19 protein-coding genes and 1 tRNA gene are annotated in these 19,842 nt (G+C 67.9%); 9 read left to right on the top strand and 11 right to left on the bottom strand.

Translation table 11 applies throughout. From position 1 onward, the window contains the following. The first annotated feature begins 54 nt into the window (after window positions 1-54). A complete protein-coding gene (locus QFZ27_RS25725) occupies window positions 55-2,079 on the top strand; it encodes a beta strand repeat-containing protein (protein WP_429229311.1) in 2,025 nt (674 codons plus the stop codon). Between the two features lie 140 nt (window positions 2,080-2,219). On the opposite strand, the gene QFZ27_RS25720 is transcribed toward QFZ27_RS25725, so the two are convergent. Both QFZ27_RS25720 and mazG read right to left on the bottom strand, forming a co-directional pair. Beyond that, window positions 2,220-2,711 (bottom strand): META domain-containing protein, encoded by a 492-nt coding sequence (locus QFZ27_RS25720; protein WP_429229310.1) that lies wholly within the window; start codon window positions 2,709-2,711, stop codon window positions 2,220-2,222. A 2-nt stretch (window positions 2,712-2,713) separates the two neighbouring features. Further along, window positions 2,714-3,559 carry a nucleoside triphosphate pyrophosphohydrolase gene (mazG, locus tag QFZ27_RS25715; protein ID WP_429229309.1) on the bottom strand — a complete coding sequence of 282 codons (846 nt, stop codon included), beginning with the start codon at window positions 3,557-3,559 and terminating at the stop codon, window positions 2,714-2,716. 135 nt (window positions 3,560-3,694) lie between these two features. On the opposite strand from mazG, the gene QFZ27_RS25710 reads away from it, so the two are divergent. Continuing rightward, window positions 3,695-4,555 carry a hypothetical protein gene (locus QFZ27_RS25710; protein WP_429229308.1) on the top strand — a complete coding sequence of 287 codons (861 nt, stop codon included), beginning with the start codon at window positions 3,695-3,697 and terminating at the stop codon, window positions 4,553-4,555. Window positions 4,556-4,592: 37 nt separating this feature from the next. Here QFZ27_RS25710 and QFZ27_RS25705 read toward each other — a convergent pair whose 3' ends face one another. Continuing rightward, on the bottom strand, window positions 4,593-5,507 hold the full coding sequence (locus QFZ27_RS25705; protein WP_429229307.1) for a DMT family transporter: 915 nt from the start codon (window positions 5,505-5,507) through the stop codon (window positions 4,593-4,595). Between the two features lie 71 nt (window positions 5,508-5,578). Between QFZ27_RS25705 and QFZ27_RS25700 the strand changes: the two genes are divergently transcribed. Continuing rightward, a complete protein-coding gene (locus tag QFZ27_RS25700; RefSeq protein WP_429229306.1) occupies window positions 5,579-6,370 on the top strand; it encodes an AraC family transcriptional regulator in 792 nt (263 codons plus the stop codon). Window positions 6,371-6,579: 209 nt separating this feature from the next. Here QFZ27_RS25700 and QFZ27_RS25695 read toward each other — a convergent pair whose 3' ends face one another. The 4 genes from QFZ27_RS25695 to QFZ27_RS25680 are packed head-to-tail and all read right to left on the bottom strand — an operon-like array spanning window position 6,580 to window position 11,269. Beyond that, window positions 6,580-8,253 carry an ABC transporter substrate-binding protein gene (locus QFZ27_RS25695; protein ID WP_429229305.1) on the bottom strand — a complete coding sequence of 558 codons (1,674 nt, stop codon included), beginning with the start codon at window positions 8,251-8,253 and terminating at the stop codon, window positions 6,580-6,582. Between the two features lie 22 nt (window positions 8,254-8,275). Further along, a complete protein-coding gene (locus tag QFZ27_RS25690) occupies window positions 8,276-8,812 on the bottom strand; it encodes an ornithine cyclodeaminase family protein (RefSeq protein ID WP_429232493.1) in 537 nt (178 codons plus the stop codon). Beyond that, a complete protein-coding gene (locus QFZ27_RS25685) occupies window positions 8,703-9,230 on the bottom strand; it encodes a hypothetical protein (protein WP_429229304.1) in 528 nt (175 codons plus the stop codon). Before QFZ27_RS25685 ends, QFZ27_RS25690 begins: the two co-directional genes overlap by 110 nt. Continuing rightward, window positions 9,230-11,269, bottom strand: coding sequence for an oxidoreductase (locus QFZ27_RS25680; protein ID WP_429229303.1), 2,040 nt, complete (start codon window positions 11,267-11,269; stop codon window positions 9,230-9,232). Before QFZ27_RS25680 ends, QFZ27_RS25685 begins: the two co-directional genes overlap by 1 nt. 95 nt (window positions 11,270-11,364) lie before the next feature. On the opposite strand from QFZ27_RS25680, the gene QFZ27_RS25675 reads away from it, so the two are divergent. From QFZ27_RS25675 to QFZ27_RS25660, 4 genes are all read left to right on the top strand, one after another. Then, window positions 11,365-12,291 (top strand): LysR substrate-binding domain-containing protein, encoded by a 927-nt coding sequence (locus QFZ27_RS25675; RefSeq protein WP_429229302.1) that lies wholly within the window; start codon window positions 11,365-11,367, stop codon window positions 12,289-12,291. Between the two features lie 67 nt (window positions 12,292-12,358). After that, entirely contained in the window at window positions 12,359-13,867 is a 1,509-nt protein-coding gene (locus QFZ27_RS25670) for a DNA-3-methyladenine glycosylase 2 family protein (RefSeq protein ID WP_429229301.1), read from the top strand. Then, window positions 13,860-14,393: a methylated-DNA--[protein]-cysteine S-methyltransferase gene (locus QFZ27_RS25665; RefSeq protein ID WP_429229300.1), complete on the top strand. Its 534-nt coding sequence runs from the start codon at window positions 13,860-13,862 to the stop codon at window positions 14,391-14,393. The genes QFZ27_RS25670 and QFZ27_RS25665 overlap by 8 nt, the downstream gene beginning before the upstream one ends. A 25-nt stretch (window positions 14,394-14,418) precedes the next feature. Then, the gene (locus QFZ27_RS25660; RefSeq protein WP_429229299.1) at window positions 14,419-15,237 is read left to right on the top strand and encodes an isocitrate lyase/PEP mutase family protein; all 819 of its coding nucleotides are present in this window, start codon (window positions 14,419-14,421) and stop codon (window positions 15,235-15,237) included. Window positions 15,238-15,355: 118 nt separating this feature from the next. Here the strand turns inward: QFZ27_RS25660 and QFZ27_RS25655 are convergent, their stop codons facing one another. The 3 genes from QFZ27_RS25655 to QFZ27_RS25645 form a co-directional block, all read right to left on the bottom strand. Further along, window positions 15,356-15,604, bottom strand: a complete 249-nt coding sequence (locus QFZ27_RS25655) for a DUF4180 domain-containing protein (RefSeq protein WP_429229298.1) — start codon at window positions 15,602-15,604, stop codon at window positions 15,356-15,358. Between the two features lie 103 nt (window positions 15,605-15,707). Beyond that, complete coding sequence (locus tag QFZ27_RS25650; RefSeq protein WP_429229297.1) at window positions 15,708-16,601, bottom strand: S1 family peptidase; 894 nt, start codon at window positions 16,599-16,601, stop codon at window positions 15,708-15,710. Window positions 16,602-16,932: 331 nt separating this feature from the next. Beyond that, window positions 16,933-18,477: a sensor domain-containing diguanylate cyclase gene (locus tag QFZ27_RS25645; RefSeq protein ID WP_429229296.1), complete on the bottom strand. Its 1,545-nt coding sequence runs from the start codon at window positions 18,475-18,477 to the stop codon at window positions 16,933-16,935. Window positions 18,478-18,675: 198 nt separating this feature from the next. Between QFZ27_RS25645 and QFZ27_RS25640 the strand changes: the two genes are divergently transcribed. Together QFZ27_RS25640 and QFZ27_RS25635 are read left to right on the top strand one after the other, a co-directional pair. Next, on the top strand, window positions 18,676-19,077 hold the full coding sequence (locus QFZ27_RS25640) for a hypothetical protein (protein ID WP_429229295.1): 402 nt from the start codon (window positions 18,676-18,678) through the stop codon (window positions 19,075-19,077). Window positions 19,078-19,155: 78 nt separating this feature from the next. Next, window positions 19,156-19,686 carry a dihydrofolate reductase family protein gene (locus QFZ27_RS25635; RefSeq protein WP_429229294.1) on the top strand — a complete coding sequence of 177 codons (531 nt, stop codon included), beginning with the start codon at window positions 19,156-19,158 and terminating at the stop codon, window positions 19,684-19,686. Window positions 19,687-19,750: 64 nt separating this feature from the next. Here the strand turns inward: QFZ27_RS25635 and QFZ27_RS25630 are convergent. Beyond that, window positions 19,751-19,840: transfer RNA gene (locus tag QFZ27_RS25630), tRNA-Ser, on the bottom strand. Window positions 19,841-19,842 lie beyond the last annotated feature (2 nt).

The following is a 19,842-nucleotide window of genomic DNA, read 5'->3' as shown; positions in this document are numbered from 1 at the left end:
GCCCCAAACCCAGCATTTGCCGTAAAATATTCAATCTTTATTGGGGAGGGGCACGTGGCGATCATCAATGGCGACGACAACCCGAACACGCTTCCCGGCACGGCGGACAACGACATCATCAACGGTTGGGGCGGTGCCGATATCCTGAGCGGCGGCGGCGGGGATGACCGCATCATCGGCGGGACCGGGGCAGACACGCTGAGCGGCAGTGACGGCATCGATTCGCTTGACTACCGCACCACCAACAGCAGCGGCGTGACGGTGAACCTGACGACGCTGGCGGCTTCGGGCGGTGACGCCCAGGGCGACGTCATCGCCGCGGATTTCGAGAACATCTTCGGCACCGATTTCGCCGACACGCTGACCGGATCGGCCGTCGAAAACCAGTTCTACGCCGGTGTGGGCGACGACACCCTCTCCGGCATGGCCGGCAATGACGCGCTCAGCGGCGACAACGGCGACGATGTGCTGAACGGCGGCGACGGCAGCGACACGCTCTATGGCGGGAGCGGAACCGACCAGTTGAGCGGTGGCGCCGGCTTCGACCTCGTCGGCTACATCGGCGGCATCGGCGTGACGGTAAACCTGACGACGCTGACCGCATCAGGCGGCGAGGCCGACGGCGACGTCATCGGCGCCGATTTCGAAGGAATCATCGGCGGCGCGGGTGATGACATCCTGACCGGAAACGCTGGGGGCAACACCCTCTACGGGTTCAACGGCAATGACAGCCTCGGCGGCTTGGCCGGCAGCGACAGCCTGGCCGGACATGCCGGCGATGACCTGCTGCGCGGCGGGGCCGGCGTCGACTACCTCGACGGCGGTGAGGGGACGGACACCGCGACCTATTACGACAGCGCTGCGGCGGTGACGGTCGATCTTGCCGGCGGCACCGGCGCGGGCGGCGACGCCCAGGACGACTCCCTGCACGAAATCGAGAATGTCACCGGCTCCAATATCGACGGCGACACCCTGACCGGTGACGGCGGCGCCAACCTCCTGCGCGGCTACGGCGGCAACGATGTGCTCCAAGGCGGGGTCGGCGCCGACAGCCTCTTCGGCGATGCCGGGACAGACACTGCGAGCTATACCGACAGCGCCGCGGGGGTGACGGTCGATCTCGCCGCCGGGACCAGCACGGGCGGCGATGCCTTCGGCGATGTCCTGACCAGCATCGAGAACCTCACCGGCTCCGATGGTGCCGGCGGCGACACCTTGACCGGCAGCAGCGGCGCCAACACGCTGCGGGGCGGGGGCGGCGACGATCTGCTGCGCGGCAGCGGCGGCGCCGACAGCCTGTTCGGCGATGCCGGAATGGACACCGCGACCTATTACGGCAGCGCGTCCGGGGCGACGGTCGACCTCAACAGCGGTCACGGCGCGGGCGGCGACGCCCAGGGCGACAGCGTGAGCGGGATCGAGAACCTCACCGGCTCCAATATCGGCGGCGACATCCTGACCGGCAGCAGCGGGGCCAACATCCTGCGCGGCTTCGGCGGCGACGACCTGCTGCGCGGTGGGGCCGGCGCCGACACGCTCGAGGGCGGTGTCGGAACCGATCTGACCTCCTACTATAACAGCGCTGCCGCGGTGACGGTGAACCTGGCCGCTGGCACCGGCACGGGCGGCGACGCCCAGGGCGACATCCTGGTCTCGATCGAGAACCTCAACGGCTCCAACTTCGCCGACACCCTGACCGGCAATGGCGGGGCCAACGTGCTGCGCGGCCTGGCCGGCCGCGACACGCTCAGCGGCGGCGCCGGCGCCGATCGCTTCGTCTATGGCGCCACCAGCGAGAGCGCAGTCGGGGTGAACCGGGACATGGTCACGGATTTCAGCCAGGCCCAGGGTGACCGGATCGACCTGTCGCTGATCGACGCCGACACCGGCACGGCCGGCAACCAGGCCTTCACCTTCATCGGCGCCGGCCTCTACACCGGCGTCGCTGGGCAACTCCGCTACTCCGCAGTCGGCGGCGTCACCACCATCGCCGGCGATGTCAACGGCGACGGCACGTCGGACTTCCACATCGCCCTCACCGGCACTTTCGCCCTGGTCGCCGGCGACTTCGTGCTCTGAGAAGGCGGCTTGACCCGATCCCCATGCCGGCCGGCTGGGCTATAGCGCGAGAGGCGCCGGCGGCGTGATCCCGCCGAGCGCGACCCTGATCTTCGACGTCGAGCAGTCTGGGTCAGGCTCGTCGACCTGGTGTTCGGCGGTCAGCCCGGCAGCCGTCGAAACGTGGAGACGACCACCAGCTCCTGCGGATAGGACACATTGGGCTTGGCCTGCCCGCCGGACTTCTTCAGCTCCTCCGCCGAGAGCGTCACCGTCAGCGTGAGTTGCCGGTCCTCGATCTCGACGGACAAGGTCCGCCTGGCGCCGTTGCCTGCCGGGATCGGAGCCTTGATAGTTGTCGACTCGATGCGACCGGGTCCCAGCCATCGATAGGTGCCGCGCGATCCGTTGTGCGAACTGGCGAGAATCCGCCACGTCCCATCGGTGCTGAAGTCGATGGTCGAGCGGTTCTGGTCCGAAACGGGCCGATCCGGATTGCCCTTTCCATCGACGACCCGTCGCTGGGAGACCAGCTCCCATCGGCCGATCAGCAGCTCCGCAGGTGTCTGAGCAAAGGCCGCGGCACAAGCTAGACATGTCGCCAGCATCACGACGATGGCGGGGAAGCGGATCCTGCCTGACAGCAGCGCCATCCTCACGCCGCCGTCTCCGCCCGCTTGGCGGCGATCCACAGGGCCTCCATCTCGTCCAGGCTGGCCCCGGCGGGATCGCGACCCTCGGCCCGCAGCGCGGCTTCCAGGTGGCGGAAGCGGCGCTCGAACTTGGCGTTGGTCCGGCGCAGCGCGGAATCGGGGTCGACCTCGTAGCGCCGGGCCAGGTTGACGGCGCAGAACAGCAGGTCGCCGATCTCGTCCTCGATCCGCTCCTTCGGCGCCCTGCCGTCGATCTCCGCCCGGATCTCGCCGACCTCCTCCTCGATCTTGTCGAGGATGTCGGCCGGGTCGGTCCAGTCGAAGCCGACCCGCGCCGCCCGCTTCTGCAGCTTCAGCGCCCGGGTCAGGCTGGGCAGGCCGCCGGCGATGCCGTCCAGCACCCCGGCCGGCCGGCCCTCGGCCTCGGCCTTGGCGGCGCGCTCCTCGGCCTTCTGCCGCTCCCATTGCGCCGGCATGCCGTCGGCGTCGACCGCGGCGTCGCCGAACACATGCGGGTGGCGGCGGATCATCTTGTCGACGATGCCGGCGGCGACGTCGGCGAAATCGAAGGCGCCGCGCTCCTCCGCCATGCGCGAGTGGAACGCAACCTGGAACAAGAGGTCGCCCAGCTCGTCCCTCAGCTCGTCCATGGCGTCGCGCTCGATCGCGTCGGCCACCTCATAGGCCTCCTCGATCGTGTAGGGCGCGATGGTGCGGAAGCTCTGCTCCACATCCCAGGGGCAGCCGGTCTCGGGGTGGCGCAACCGCGCCATCACCTCGATCAGGCGGCGCGTGGCCTCGGCGGCATCGGGGCCAGAGTCTGGGGCGATGTCGGGACGGTCGGTCATCTTCGGTCTCCGGGCGGATCCCTCTGGTAGCGCATCACGGCGGCGCCGGCAAATCGCGCTCTCGCCTTGCAACCGGGGCGGCCCTGCATTCCTATATCCGGCCGGGGCGCTTGGCTCCGGTCCGGAGGGGACATCATGACATTCCTGCGATCTCTCAGAACCGTCGCGCTCGCGACCAGCCTGGCGACGACTGTCGCTCTCGCCGCCTGCGCGCCGAAACCCGCGCCGGCGCCGGAAGCACCGGTCGGCCCGACCCAGCTCTTCTCGTACGAGGCGCTGACCTTCAAGCCGCTCGGCCTCGACGGCACGAAGGCCACCTACGCCGACCGCGCCGCCTTCACCGAGCAGGTGAAGGACACCGAGCTGCCGAAGATCCTGGCGCTGCTCAACATACCGGCCGATCAGGTGCAGACCGAGGTGACGCCGGGGGGCTATCAGCTCGAGACCAACGCCTCGCTGCAATCGGCCTTCGAGACCGATGCGAAGACCTCAGACCTGTTCGCCGCCGCGATCGGCTACACCTTCCGCCAGTGGAGCGTGCTGGTCACCGACTTCACGCCGGAAGGGCAGGGCAACACCGCCTATGCCGTGGTCACCTTCAAGGACCACGCGCCGAGCGGCGACGAGGCCCAGGCTTTCTTCCAGCATGCGGCCTCGGTGAACAAGGGGCTGGGCGGCGGCTACACCGCCTTCGGCCACGACCTGTTCTTCCTGAACATCGGCGATTCCGAGGGCAAGGCCTATAGCGGCCTGGACGACGCTACCTTCGTCGCCGAGCTGACCAAGGCGGCGCAGAGCTTCGCCGGCACGCCGGTCTCGGTCAGCCGCTCCGGCCGGGTCGATGCCCGCTTCGTCGAGAACGATTGGGACAAGTCCAAGACCGGCCAGGATTACGGCAAGATCCTTGGCCGCGACCTGACCCGCAAGCTGACCCAGCTGCGCCGTGAGCACGAACGCGCCCTGCGCAAGTTCGGCACCGAGCACGGCTGGAAATAAGCGAAGACGGCGCCGCCCCGGTACGGGCGGCGCCGCTTCACTTGACGGCGACCGGCATCGCAGTTCGCCGCCGGCCGAAGCGCTGGGCCAGGACGACGCCCAGCAGCACCAGCGCGCCGCCGGCCAGATGGTACGGGTGCAGGCTCTCGCCCAGCACCGCCACCGCGATCGCCGCGGTCAGCACCGGCGACAGGTTGATGAACAGGCTGGTGCGGCTGGGGCCGAGCAGGCGGATCGCCTGCATCCACAGGAACGGCGCCAGGATCGAGGTCGGAATCCCAGCATAGAGGATCATCCCGATCGCCGTCATGCTGTGCGGCGCCGACGGTGCCAGCAGCCAGCCGGGCAGCAGGAACAGCGCGGCGAAGGCGATCTGCAGGTACAGCGACGGCCAGGCCGGCAGCGGCATCGGCCAGCGCCGCAGCAGCACGCTGTAGCCGGAATAGGCGACGCAGGCGATCAGCATCATCCCGTCGCCCGGCACCAGGCCGCCGCTGAACGGCGCCAGCGGATCGCCCTGGCCCAGCAGCAGGGCCATGCCGAACAGCGACAGGCCCCCGCCGCCCACCATGCCCGGCGTCGGCGCCTCGGCCAGCAGCAAACTCGACAGCGCCATGGTCAGCAGCGGCACCAGCGACACCACGAAGCCCATCTTGGTGGCCGAAGTGGTCTCCGCCGCGAAATAGGCCAGCCCCTGATAGGCCGCCATGCCGAGCAGCCCCAGCACCGCCAGCTTCGGCAGATGCGGCAGGATCTGCCGCCGCAGCCGCCACACCGGGCGGATCAGGAACGGCGTCAGCAGCAGCAGCGCCAGGGCCCAGCGCTCGAAGGCGATGACGCTGGGGTAGACCTCGGTGGCCGCCAGCTTGGTGACGACCACGTTGCCGGACCAGATCGTGACGGTGACGATCGGCAGGGCGAACCAGCGCAATGGGGTGTTCGATGCGGACATGACGCGACCCTAGCGCCTGGCCGGTTCGAGATATATAACGATGATCGGACAGACGATCGAGAGGACAGGACATGGACCGCATGCCCGCGCTGCGCGGCGAACCGCCCGATCCGCTGTCCTTCCGCACCGAGGATTATCCGGCCGGCATGGTGTGGCCGGAGGCATGCCTGCCCTGGGGCAAGCTGAACTACGCTGTCCGTGGCCTGATGGTGGCGACGGTCGGTGGCGTGCGCTACCTGTCGCCGCCGCATTACGCGATCTGGACCCCGCCCGACGTGGTGCACGCCTGCCACAACCGCGACGCGGTGCGCTACGTCTCGGTCTATGTCGTGCGCGAGCTTTGCGCCGACCTGCCGGCAGAACCCTGCACCCTGGCGCTCAGCCCGCTGATCAAGGCGATCCTGGCCGATGTCGACGCCCGGGGGGTGAAGGTGCCGAAAAGCGACGCCGACCTCCGGCTGGCGCAGGTGCTGGTCGACCAGATCCGGCTCGCCCCGCGCCACTCCTCCTACCTGCCGCTGTCTGACGACCCGGCCCTGCGCACGGTGCTGGAGGCGCTGCAGCAGGCGCCGGGCGACCGCCGGTCGCTGGCCGAATGGGCGCGGATCACCGGCACCACCGAGCGCACCCTGTCGCGCCACTGCCAGCGCGACCTCGGCATGTCCTTCGCCGAGTGGCGCCAGCGGATGAAGCTGGTCGCGGCGCTGTCGCGGCTGGAGGAGGGGGCGTCCGTCGGCGCGGTGGCGCGCTGGCTCGGCTACGGCAACGCCTCGGCCTTCATCGCCATGTTCCACCGCCTGACCGGTACGACGCCGGAGCAGATGCGCAAGGACGGCCTGCGCCGCGACCGGGAGGCGGCGTGAGGGCCACGAGCCATCGGCAAGGCTGATGCCGATAACCGGAGGCGCGCGTTGCCTCTCCCGCCTGGCAAGACCTGTTCACAATGCCCTTCCCTCGCCGTCATTGCGAGGAGCGGAGCGACGAAGCAATCCAGAGGCCGGTGCGAGCGGCCCTGGATTGCTTCCCCCGGCTCAAGGCCGGGGTCGCAATGACGGTATGGGGTAACTGCAGGTCAAGCCGACAGCCACACCGTGTTCAGGTGCATCTCACGGGCGAAGTGGTATTCGAAGCCCTGCACCTTGTCGGTGCTGGCGGTGAAGATCTTCAGCCAGAACGGGATGATGGCGACCGCGTCCTCCTGCATGATCTGCTCCAGCTGGCGCACCAGCGCCTTGCGCTTCTCGATATCGAGCATCGCCTGGGCTTGGTCGAGGATCTTGTCGAACTCCGGATTGGCATAGCCGGTCTCGTTCCAGGCGACGCCGCTGCGATAACCCAGCGCCAGCACCTGCACCGCCAGCGGCCGGGTCAGCCACTGGGTCACCGAGAACGGCCATTTGGTCCAGCGGTCCCAGAAGGTGGCGCCGGGCAGGACGTTGACCTTGAGGTCGATGCCGGCCGGCTTGACCATCTCCGACAGCACCTGGGCGGTGTCGATCTCGTGCTTCAGCGCGTCCTGGCAGTTGATCTCGATCGACAGCCCGTTCGGATAGCCCGCCTCGGCCAGCAGCTTCTTGGCCTTGTCGATGTCCGGCGCCGGCAGCGCCAGGGACGTGTATTCCGGATGGATCGGCGAGACATGGAAATCCTCGCCCGGCGTGCCGAAGCCCTGATAGGCCAGCTCGGTCAGGCGCTTGTGGTCGACGCAGGCCTGGATCGCCTGGCGCACCGCCTTCTTGTCGAAGGGCGGCTCGCTGAGGCGGAAGCGGGCGACGCCGGTCTCCGCCGTCAGCTTCTCATACTGCTTCAGCCCCGGGATGCCTTGCACCGCCGGCAGCAGGTTGACCGGCACCTGGCTCACCAGATCGACCTGGCCGGAGCCCAGCGCCGCCAGCCAGGCGGCCGGGTCGCTGCCGAGGTCGATGTACTCGACGCCATCGAGATGGACCTCGTCGCCCCAATACTCCGCCGCCGGCCGCTTCTCGAACACCGCGCGCGACCCGACCGCCACCTCCTTCAGCCGGAACGGGCCGGTGCCGACCGGGGTCTTCATCAGGTTGGCGCCGGATTTGGCAAAATCGCGATGGGTAATCAGCGCCGGATAGTCGCCCAGGCTCTCCGGGAACTGCAGCATCGGGCTCTGCAGATGGAAGCGCACGGTGTGGTCGTCGACCCGCTCCAGCGCGTTCGGGGCGATCTTGACGGTGTCGCCCTCCTTGATCGTAAGGCCGCTGAACCGGCCCTGGTTGGACGAGCCGGTCTTGCTGTCGAGCCAGCGCTCGAAGGTCTTGATCACGTCGTCGGCGGTGAAATCGTCGCCGTTGTTCCACTTGACGCCCTTGCGCAGATGGAAGGTCCACTGGCTGACATCGTCATTGGCCTCCCATTTCTCGGCCAGCCAGGGCCGGGAGACGTCATCGGTGCCGATCGACACCAGCGGCTCGACGATCAGCCGCCCGATATTGCCCTTCTCCGACCAGTCGTAGATCGCGGGGTCGGCGCAATCCATCACCGGCATGCCGATGCGCAGAATCCCGCCCTTGCGTGGCGCGTCCTGCGCCAGCGCCTGCGGGATCATGGCCTCGCCGGTGATCCGCCCGGCCAGGGCATAGGCAGCCGGCGCCGCCATGCCCAACAGGGCGGCGGTGCGGATGAAGTCGCGCCTCCCGATCCGGCCGGCCTTCAGCTGCTCGGCCATCGGCGGAATGGCCGGATGCAGGCGGCCCGGCGTCTCGTCGTTGCTCATGCTCAGCTCCCTGTTTGTTGGTTCAGCTTTGTTGGGCCCGGCCGACGGCCAGGTCGTGGAAGGCGCGCGCGACCATCAGGTCGAGATGGCCGCCGCCGGCATTCTTGAACAGCGTGATCTCCTCGGCCGAGCCGCGGCCGACGGCGCCGCTGCACAGCTCTGCCAGCTCGGCAACGACATGCTCCGGCGTGATGGCGCCGGCCGCGATCGCCTGGATGAACTCGCCGCAATGGCCGACGGCGAAGCGCCTGGTGTCGACGAACAGCCGGCCCAGGCGCATCGCCTCGTCATCGGCCTCGCGCATTTCCGGGGTGAAGGACCCGACCAGGTCGACATGCGCGCCCGGCTTCAGCCAGGCGCCGCGCAGCACCGGATCGCGGGACGCGGTGACGCAGGAGACGATGTCGGCGTCGCGCACCGCCGCCTCGGCATTCTCGACCGCGCCGATCTCAATACCGGGAATGGAGAGGGCGGCGGCCAGCGCCCGGGCCTTCTTCGCCGTGCGGTTCCAGATCGCCACGCGCCGGATCGATGGACGCACCGCCAGCATGTATCGGATCTGCGTCTCCGCCTGCGCCCCGGCGCCCAGCACCGCCAGCACCGCCGCATCCGGCCGGGCCCAGCAGGTCGGTGCCGAGGGCGGAATCGGCCGCGGTCTTGGCGCGGGTGAAGCTCTCGCCGGTGATCACCGCCAGCGGCCGGCCGTCCTGGCCGTCGAACAGCACGACGACCGACCGGATGTTCGGCCCGGCGTCGCGCGCCTCGTTGCCCGGGAACACCGCTGCCAGCTTGGCGCCCAGCGCCGCGCCCGGCTGCCAGGCCACCCAGGTCAGCAGGCTGTTGGGGGCGCCCGGTTCTTCCAGCAGCAGCCGCTCGACCGCGCCGATCCCCTGCCGGTGCCCGTCGCGCAGCCGCTCGACCAGCCACAGCGGATCGAACTCCAGCGCATCGGCATCGATGGCAAGGATCGCGGCCATCACACGTCCTTCAGCAGCCGCAGCGCGTCATAGACCGCGGCGTGGATGTTGCGGGAGGAGACGGCGTCGCCGATCCGCCACAGCACGAAGCGGCCCTCCGGGTTGCGCCGCACCGCCTGCGGTCGGTTGGCGATCATCGCCTCGTAGTCGACGGCGCCGAGATTGGACGACAGCGGCTTCAGCGCGAAATACAGCTCGTCCAGCGGCAGGGTGCCGTGCTCGACCACCACCTGGTCGGCCCGCTTCTCGACCCGGCGGTGGCCGTATTCGTCGAGGAAGCTGGCGACCAGCCGGTTGCCGTCCCGCCGCACGCTCTCCAGCCGCAGGTTGATCGTGACCTGGACGCCATGCTCGGAGAAGGCGCGGAAATAGGCCGGGTAGCTGGTGCCGCCGACATCCGGGGCCAGCATCCGCTCCGGCGTCACCAGCTCCAGCCGGCTGCCGGCGCCGGCGATGAACTCGGCCGCGGTCAGGCCGGGATGGGCACCGTTGTCGTCGTAGAGCAGCACGGTCTCGGCCGGCTTGGCGGCGCCGGACAGGATGTCCCAGCTGGTGGTCACCAGCTCCTCGCCGGCATCGAGGAAGCTGGTGTTGGGCAGGCCGCCGGTCGCCACCACCACCACATCGGGTTCTTCGGCCAGCACGTCCCCGGCCTCGGCATAGGTGTTGAACCGCATGGCCACGCCGTGGCGCTCGCACTCCGCCGTGCGCCAGTCGACGATGCCCAGGATCTCGCGCCGGCGCTGCAGGCCGGCAGTGATGCGGATCTGGCCGCCCGGCTGGTCCGCCGCCTCGAACAGGGTGACGGCGTGGCCGCGCTCGCCGGCCACGCGGGCCGCCTCCAGCCCGGCCGGGCCGGCGCCGACCACCACCACCTTGCGCCGCGGTCCGGTCGTGTGGGCGACGACATGCGGCATCGTCGCCTCGCGCCCGGTGGCGGCGTTGTGGATGCAGGCCGCCTGGCCGCCATAGATGCTGTCAATGCAGTAACCCATGCCGACGCAGGGCCGGATCTCGGCCTCGCGTCCTTCCATCACCTTGCGGGCGATGTGCGGGTCGGCCATGTGCGGCCGGGTCATCCCGACCATGTCGAGCTTGCCGCTCTCGATCGCATGGCGAGCGGTGGCGACGTCCTGTATGCGGGCGGCGTGGAAGGTCGGCACCTTGGTCGCCGCCCGGACCTCGCCGGCGAAGTCGAGATGCGGGGCGGAGCGGGCGCCCATGCCGGGGATGACATGCGACAGCGCCTCGTCGGTGTCGATATGGCCCTTGATGACATTGACGAAGTCGATCAGGCCGGAGGCGACGAGCCGGCGCGCGATCTCGAGCCCCTCAGCCCTGGACAGCCCGCGCTCCCAATTCTCGTCGCAGACCATGCGGGTGCCGACGATGAAACCCGGCCCGACCCGGTCGCGGATCGCGCGCAGCACCTGGAAGGCGAAGCGCAGCCGGTTGTCCAGGCCGCCGCCATATTCGTCGTCGCGCTGGTTGGTGGCCGGCGACCAGAACTGGTCGATCAGGTGGCCGTAGCATTCGAGCTCCATCCCGTCGAGCCCGCCGGCCTGCACCCGCTCGGCGCCGTCGGCATAGGCGGCGACGATGCGCTCGATGTCCCAATCCTCCATCGCCTTGGGGAAGGCACGATGCGCCGGCTCGCGCACGGGGGAGGGGGCGACCACCGGCAGCCAGTCCTCCTTCGACCAGCTGGTGCGGCGGCCGAGATGGGTGACCTGGATCATCACGGCGGCGCCGTGCGAATGCACGTCGTCCGCCAGCTCCTGCAGCCAGCGCACCACCTCGTCCTTGTAGAGCAGGATGTTGCCGAAGGCCTGCGGGCTGTCCGGCGCGACTACGGACGATCCGCCGATCATGGTCAGGGCGATGCCGCCCTTCGCCTTCTCGGCATGGTACAGGCGGTACCGCTCCTTCGGCAGGCCGTCCTCGGTATAGGCCGGCTCATGCGCGGTCGACATGAAGCGGTTGCGCAGGGTCAGGTGGCGCAGCGTGTAGGGCTGCAGCAGGGGATCGGCGTTCGACATGTCGTCCGGTGGCGAATCGTTGTGACGGTTTCACTCTTCCGGCCTGCCGGCCGATGGTAAACCGAATTTCCTTCACGCCGGCATGAGCCCAGTCGATGCAAACCCTCCGCGGCAGCCTGCCCTCGCTCAACGCCCTGGCGGTGTTCGAGGCGTCGGCGCGGCGGCTCAGCTTCTCCAGGGCGGCGGAGGACCTGGCGATCACCCAGTCGGCGGTCAGCCACGGCATCCGCCAGCTCGAGGCCTCGCTCGGGCTCGACCTGTTCATCCGCCATCACCGCCGGTTGGAGCTGTCGCCGGAGGGCGAACGGCTCTACGCCGCGGTCGCCACCAGCCTGTCCGCGATCGCTCAGGCGGTCGACGACATCACCGGCCGGTCCATCGCGGCGGCGCAGCGCGAGATCGTGATCGGGGTCTCGACCTCGATGGCCGCCCATTGGCTGCTGCCGCGCTTCGCCGTCTTCCGCGCCGCCTTTCCGGTGGTGCCCTTGCGCATCCAGACCATCGACCGCGACGCCGACCCGGGCGAGGACGGCATCGACGTGGTGATCCGGCTCGGCGACGGCAAATGGCCCGACCACGACACCATCCCGCTGTGGGAGGAGCATGTGCACGCGGTTGCCAGCCCGGCCTATCTGGCTGAACACGGCCCGCTGCGCGACGCCGCCGACCTGCATCGCTGCCAGCTGATCCATTACGAGGATCCGCTGCGCCGCCGCGCGACCTGGGGCGAGTGGTTCGCCGCGCTCGGCCTGCCGGCGGCGGGGCCGGCCCGGTCGCTGCGGGTCACCGATCATACGGTGGCGCTGCAGGCGGCGATGGACGGGCAGGGAGTGACGCTGGGCTGGCGCCCGATCATCGACGACCTGATCCGGACCGGCCGCCTGGCCGATGCGTTCCCCCGGCACTTCGCGACCGGCCGCCACTTCTACATCGTCACCGTCCGCGGCGCGACGCTGCGCAAGCCGCTGTCGCTGTTCTGCGACTGGCTGGCCGCCCAGGCGGCGGCGATGAAGGGCTGGTAGGTCCGGCCCTGCCGACCATGTCCGAAAACCGCGAGCGTGATCCTCGCGGACGTGACATGGTCGGGCCATGGAACCGCTCGATCCCGAAGCCTGCTATCGCGCCCTGGTGACCCGCGACCCGCGGTTCGACGGGCGCATCTTCGTCGGCGTGACCTCCACCGGCATCTATTGCCGCCCGGTCTGCCCGGCCCGCACGGCGAAGTTCGAGAACTGCCAGTTTTACGCCTCCGCCGCCGCGGCGCAGGAGGCCGGATTCCGGCCCTGCCTGCGCTGCCGGCCGGAGACGGCGCCGGATCTCGCCTCCTGGCGCGGCACCTCCAACACCGTGTCGCGCGGCCTGGCGCTGATTGCCGATGGCGCGCTGGATGGTGGCGAGGCGGGGGTCGAGGCGCTGGCCGAACGCCTCGGCGTCGGCGGCCGCCAGCTGCGCCGGCTGTTCAAGCAGCATCTCGGCGCCACGCCGGTGGCCGTGGCCCAGACCCGGCGCGTGCTGTTCGCCAAGCAGATGATTCAGGAGACGCGGATGCCGATGGCCGAGGTGGCGCTGGCCGCCGGCTTCGGCAGCGTCCGCCGCTTCAACGAGACCTTCCACGACCTGTTCCACCGCCCGCCCAGCGCGCTGCGGCGCCGGGCCAGGGCCGGGCTGCCGGCCGATTCGGTCGCCGCCGGCGGGGTGACGCTGCGACTGCGCTACCGCCCGCCCTATGACTGGCCGGCGATGCTGGCCTATCTGCGGGCCCGCGCCATCGACGGGGTGGAGCAGGTCGAGGGCGAGGTCTACCGGCGCAGCGTCGCCGAGGGCGAGGAGATCGGCACCGTCGAGATCCGGCACGAGCCGGCGCGCGACAACCTGGCGGTGCTGGTGCGCTTCCCCTCGGTGCAGTCGCTGCCGGGCATCCTGGCCCGGGTGCGGCGCGTCTTCGATGTCGGCGCCGATATCGAGGCGATCGGCGCCCATCTGTCGCAGGACCCGTTTCTGGCGCCGCTGGTGGCGCAGCGCCCAGGCTTGCGAGCGCCCGGCGGCTGGGACGGGTTCGAGCTGGCGGTGCGCGCCGTGCTCGGCCAGCAGGTCACCGTGGTCGCGGCCCGGCAGCTGGCCGGCCGGCTGGTGTCGATCTGCGGCGCCGAGGTGCCGGCGGTGGCGCGGCTGAACCCCGCCTTGTCCCGCGCCTTCCCGTCACCGCAGCGCGTGGCCGCCGCCGATCTCGGCGCGCTCGGCATGCCGGGATCGCGCCGGGCGACCCTGACCGCTTTGGCCGAGGCCGCCATCGCCGACCCGCACCTGTTCCGGCCCTTCGGCACGGTGGAGGAGGCGATCGCCCGGCTGCGCCGGATCCGCGGCATCGGCGACTGGACGGCGCAGTACATCGCCCTGCGCGCTCTGCGCGAGCCCGACGCCTTCCCGGCCAGCGACATCGGCCTGCTTCGCGGCGCCGCCGACGGCGCCGGGGTGCGGCCGACCCCGGCCGATTTGCTGCAGCGGGCCGAGCCCTGGCGGCCCTGGCGCGCCTATGCCGCCCAGCATCTCTGGGCTGCGGATTCGGTGCCGGTGGCGAGGCTGGCGAAGCATGGCTGAGGCGCTGGTCTTCGACCGCCTGCCGAGCCCGCTCGGCGAGTTGGTGATCGTCGCCAACGCCGCCGGACGGCTGCGCGCCATCGACTGGGCCGAGGAGGAAGGGCTTCGCGACCGGCTGGCCCGCAGCCTCGGCGACGAAGACTTCACCCTGCTGCCGCAGCGCAACCCCGCCGGCCTGACCGCGGCCCTGGAGGCGTATTTCGCCGGGGACCTCGCCGCGATCGACACGTTGCCGGTCGAGGCCGGCGGCACGCCGTTCCAGCGGTCGGTGTGGGCGGCGCTGCGCGGCATCGCCTGCGGCACCACCGTCTCCTATGGCGAGATCGCGCGGCGGATCGGCCAGCCCGGCGCCATGCGCGCCGTCGGCCTGGCCAACAATGCCAACCCGATCCCGATCGTGGTGCCTTGCCACCGAGTGATCGGCGCCGACGGCTCGCTGGTCGGCTTCGGCGGTGGCCTCGACCGCAAGCGCTGGCTGCTGAACCATGAAGGCGCAGGCAGCCCCCAGCTGTCCCTGGCCATCTGAACCAAACACTGGGAGAGAACCGCACATGACCGCCACCCGTCAGGCCGATGCCCTGCAGCAGTTCCGCCGCCTGCACCAGGACGGCATCCTGCTGCTCGCCAATGCCTGGGACGCCGGCAGCGCCCGGCTGATCGAGAGCCTGGGCGCCAAGGCCATCGCCACCACCAGCGCCGGCGTCGCCTGGGCGCATGGCTATCCGGACGGCGACGTGCTGCCGTTCGACCTGCTGGTCGCCACCACCGCCGACATCACCCGCATCATCCGGGTGCCGCTGACCGTCGACGCCGAGGGCGGCTACAGCGACGACCCGGCCGCGGTGGGCGAGGCGGTGGCCCGGCTGATCGGCGCCGGCGCCTCCGGCATCAACCTCGAGGACGGGGCGGGGACGCCCGACCTGCTCTGCGCCAAGATCGAGGCGATCAAGCGCGCCGCCGCCCGCAGCGGCCAGGACGTCTTCGTCAACGCCCGCACCGACGTCTATCTCCGGGGCCTGGCGCCGGAGGGCGGCAAGGTGGCCGAGGTGCTGGCCCGGGCCGGGCGCTACCGCGACGCCGGCGCCGACGGCATCTTCGTGCCCGGCGTCACCAAGCCCGACGAGATCAAGGCGATCGCCGCCGCCGCGCCGCTGCCACTGAACGTGATGTCCCGGCCCGGGCTGGCGGGCGCGGCGGAGTTGGCGTCCCTCGGCGTCCGCCGCCTCAGCGCCGGCTCCGGCATCAGCCAGACGGTGTTCGCCCGGACTGCGGAGCTGGCTCGGTCCTTCCTGCAGGACGGCGTCTCCGACCCGCTGGTCTCGGGCGCGATGCCCTATCCGGAGATCAACGCGCTGATGACGGAGCGGTGAGGGACCGGCCCGGACAACTCTTTCACTGTCATGCCCGGGCTCGACCCGGGCATCCAGAGACTGTCGAGATCTTCCGGATTGCCGGGTCAAACCCGGCAATGACAGTAAAACCGAACAGTCAGCCCCTGGAGCGGCCGAGCCGCGCCGCCAGGCTGTCCAGGCTCGGCTCGAACCAGATCTCGCGGCCTCGATTGGCCTCGCGCACCCAGTCGCGCAGCGCGTTGCTGGCGGCGAGATGCTCGGAGATGTCGCCGATCACCGCCAGCTTCAGCCGGTAGTCGACGGCCTTCTGGGCGATCTCCCCGGCCAGGCCAGTCCGGAGCTGAAAGAACGCGGATCCCAGGCGCGAAGCGGGCAGGGCGACCACCGAGGCGTCGGGAACATTGCCTCGCTGATCAGGTCGACGGCGCGCTGCGAGGTGTCGATCGCCGGTCCTTCTGGATCGAAGCTGAGGATCGCCTCGCCGCCGCCTATGCGACGGGTTTGGAAGTGGCAGGCGGTTGCTGCGTGGGCACCGAGATATCGATGCTATGCACCTTCATGAACGCCTCAACAGTTTCAACAACGGTGCGTGCCTTGAACACGATGCCGAGGTCAATCATCTCCTGCTGCTGGGCCATCGGCTGAACCTGGGTAGGGATTGGCACAGGAACAATTTGATTCAGGTGAGTGCGGAAGAAAACAGCAGCTATCACTCCGACGAAGTAGAAGCGAGACCCGACGACAACGTCGCCATTCTTTGTGGTCCAGGTCCCGTGATTAAGAATGAATACTGGGCTTCCACTTGAACCACCAAAAACGGACGCATCGATAAGGAAGCGAGGTGTGCCTTCAAAATCCACTTCGATAGGGCTCGCAGTGGTGCCCCGACGCGCGACAGGCAAAAGGTTCTTGCTATCCCACACACCGTTCGGATAACCGACGAACGTCACCGACTCGATCGCATCTAAATCCGCGATTTGCGATTGCGTTGGAATCATGCCGGGCTCTACACATCGAAAGAATAGATCGATTCCATGTTGCTGCTTGATGAAGTTGACGAGAGGAACAAGTGGGCAAATGGCGATATCGATGTTCGGGTCAGGATGCCCAAACCACATACTCGACCAATCTTGAGGAGGGACATCTAATCTGAATCCATCGCCCAACGTTGGCAATCCTCCTCTGTGTTTGAGAAATGAAAAGCGGCCTTCGAGCATACCCTCTACAACATGCTTGTTGGTTACGATGAACAGAGCGTCTCCATTTCCAATCTTATAGGCAAAGAAGAAGCCGGTGCCCGAACCTAAAGCCCCTTGGGCCGTGGCAGTGTCAATTCGAACTGTGGTGAAGAATAGTTGCTCAGAAATAGTTTTAATTTGCATGCGATCCTCCTATTCATAAGAATAAATTGTTAAAGGACTTACGATACTAAATTTCTGTGTCAATGCATAGCATATCTTGACGTTGGATTTTTTTAGAAACGTTGTCGCTACTGGCGGATGGTGTTAGATTCGAACCCCCTGTGACGTCGCCGCCACGACAGTTCTCAAGACCCGCATTAAACCCGCTCGGTCATCCGTCCGGACCGGTCGCACTGGATTTACCCACCGGGGGCACGAGCGCCCGCCGGCTCTTTGTTGCCTGCCCTTGGCGTTTGTGATGGGCTCTTTTGATAGCGATTCCCGGTTACCTTTATGCGAGTGAAAGCGATGGTCAACCGGCTGGCGGCCTCGACCGCGCGGCATAGAAGGCGCGCTTGGCTTCGTACATCTGCATGTCGGCGCGGCGGACCACGGATTCCAGTCGCTCTCCGGGTTGGCTTCTGGCCATTCCGATCGAGAAGCTGAGGGGCGGACCCGGATAGAACTGGTTGTTGATGTCCACGAGCTGGTGGAGCTTCTCGACGAGGGCCTCGCCCTCCTTCTCCTCGGTCCCGGGCAGGAGAATCGCGAACTCATCGCCTCCGATCCTGGCGACATGGGCCGGCTTGTCGATCAGCTTGCCCAGCACCTCGCCCGACCGGCGCAGAAGCCCATCGCCGGCGAGGTGGCCCAGCTCATCGTTGGTTGCCTTGAGACCGTTCACGTCGGCGACGATGATCGTCACCGGGTACGGGCCTTTGCGTTCGAGGCGATTGAGCTCGTCCGCGTAGAAGGACCGATTGAACAGCTTGGTCAGCTCGTCATGCTGCCCGAGATATTCGAGATATTCCTCGGCCTTCTTGCGGGCCGTGATGTCGGTGAGGGCGAGCTGGACGAGGGACCAGTCGTCCTCATGCCCCGGCAGCACCGAGAACTGCAGATGGACATGGAGCTGGGTGCCGTCGAGCGCATAGTTGACGACCTCGCGCTGCTGGAACAGCTTGCCCTCCCAGAGATCCACGAGCTGGCCCTGGAAGTGCGGCAGCATGTCGGCCCGAAAGATGTCGCCGACCCGCCGGAGCAGCGTCTGCTTGTCCGGGGAAGCGAACAGCTTGAGCGTGTGCTCGTTGACATCGATCACCCTGATCTCGCTGAGACAGCGTTCGACGAAATCGGGATGGACGTCGATGAACACCCGCAGATCGCTGATGCCGCGCTCCCGCAGCCCGTCGAGCAGCAGCTTGATCCGGCTGAAATCCTCCACCCACAGCGAGATCGGGGAATGCTGGAACAGGCCGTGGGCGAAATTCTCGCTCGCGGCAAGTTGGCGGCGTGCGGCCTCCCGCTCGGTGAGGTCCTCGATTGCAACCAGCACCCGATCCCACCGCTCCTCATGTCCCGGCAGCAGAGTGCCTCTGAGCTGAACGTCCAGGCGCTGGCCGGAGAGGGTGTAGTTGACGGTGTGGCTGGAAAATTCGGTTTCACCGTTCCATAGCTGCTCGAGTTCATCGACATGTGTCGGCAGCATGTCGGCCTGGAAGATGAGATCAAGATTGTTCCGCAGATGTTCGAAGTCCTTGGCTCCGAGCAGAGTCAGCGTCCTTTTGTTGACCTTGATCAAACGAATGCAGTTGGAACAGGTCTTGATCAGGTCGGGATTCTGCTGGAGATGGGCGCGCAGATCCGAGACCCCGTCACGGCGCCAACGTTCGAACAGGAGGCGGAGCTCGCTGTAGTCCTCCAGCCAGAGCGATACCGGGGCGAGCCCGAACATATCCAGATCATCGACGGGCGAAGCGGTGTCTTGGGACATGGACCAGGCCAGATTGGGAGGATCCCGAACGCAATGATCATGGTCTTGCCGACCAATATGCAAGACCAGTTCGTCCTGAAACAAACCACGCTCCCGACAAGACGGAGATCGGGGTTTTCGAGATGACGATCAGAGTATGCCGGCTGCACTGTTTCCGGACGAGGACCTGTCGCGGGCTGGAGGCGATTTTTCGTGGTGCATTCGGACGTCATGTGTCCAGATTTCCCGAGGGGTGCGCATGTCCGGCAACCCGCCGCGGCGCCGCGCCACCAGGAGAAGGGGATGTCCAGGAGTCCGGTCTTCGCCGTGCTCGCCGGTACGGCGTTGCTGCTCGGCGCTTGCGCCAATTCGGCCGATGTCATCGGCCAGCGGGAGGATATGCTGGCTGCCGCCGGCTTCAGCCTGCGGCCCGCGGACACGCCGGACCGGGTGGCGTCGCTGAAGGGGCTGCCGCCCCACAAATTCGTCTCCAGCGTTCGCGGCGGTGTCGTGACCTATGTCTATGCCGATCCGACGATCTGCGGCTGCCTCTATGTCGGCAACCAGGCCGCCTATGGCCGCTATCAGAAGATGGTGTTCGACAAGAAGATCGCCGATGAGCAGCAGACGGCAGCGCAACTGAACGACAATGCCGCGCTGAACTGGAGCGTCGGGCCCTGGGGAGCATGGCCGCCCTATTGGTGACGCCCCGCTTGTCCGGCTTCGCCTCTGTGCCACAGCGAATTAAAGTATTCTAGAAGAATGGATCGGAGATTTGGCGGCATGGCAAAGATCCTCTTCGGAATGAATCAGTCCTTGGACGGCTATGTCGACCACCAGGAATTTGCGCCAGATCCCGCGCTCTTTCGTCACTGGATAGAGCAAGTGCGCGGCCTGACGGGCAGTGTGTACGGCCGCCGCATGTATGAGGTCATGCGCTATTGGGACGAAGACCATCCTGAGTGGGACGCGGAGCGACGCGACTTCGCGGCGGCGTGGCGGAGTCAACCGAAGTGGGTCGTGTCGCGCTCGTTGAAGTCAGTCGGCCCCAACGCCACACTTGTCGAGGATGACATCGAGGCGGTGATACGCGGGCTGAAGGCTCGGCTCGTTGGGGAGATTGCAGTTTCCGGACCAGACTTGGCTCGAAGCCTAACCGACCTTGGCCTTATCGATGAGTATCGGCTCTACTTCCACCCCGTCGTACTTGGTCGTGGCAAGCCATTCTTCGCCGGCCCCCGGCCGCCGCTCCGCCTTTTGGCCAGCGATTTAATCGGCGGGAACGTGATCAGGTTGACGTACGTTCCTGCTTGATCACGCAACTCGCCCGACGGTGATCGGCGGCGATGTCGCGCCATGGAGGGCCATCGGCGGTAGATGGCGGATGGGGTGGGATTCGAACCCACGGTGACGTCGCCGCCACGCCGGTTTTCAAGACCGGTGCCTTAAACCGCTCGGCCACCCATCCGG

It is taken from the genome of Inquilinus ginsengisoli, assembly GCF_050434925.1.
Classification (GTDB): Bacteria; Pseudomonadota; Alphaproteobacteria; order DSM-16000; family Inquilinaceae; genus Inquilinus; species Inquilinus ginsengisoli_B.
The sequence above is the reverse complement of the archived record's forward strand: the minus strand, read 5'-3'. Positions and strand labels throughout refer to the sequence as shown.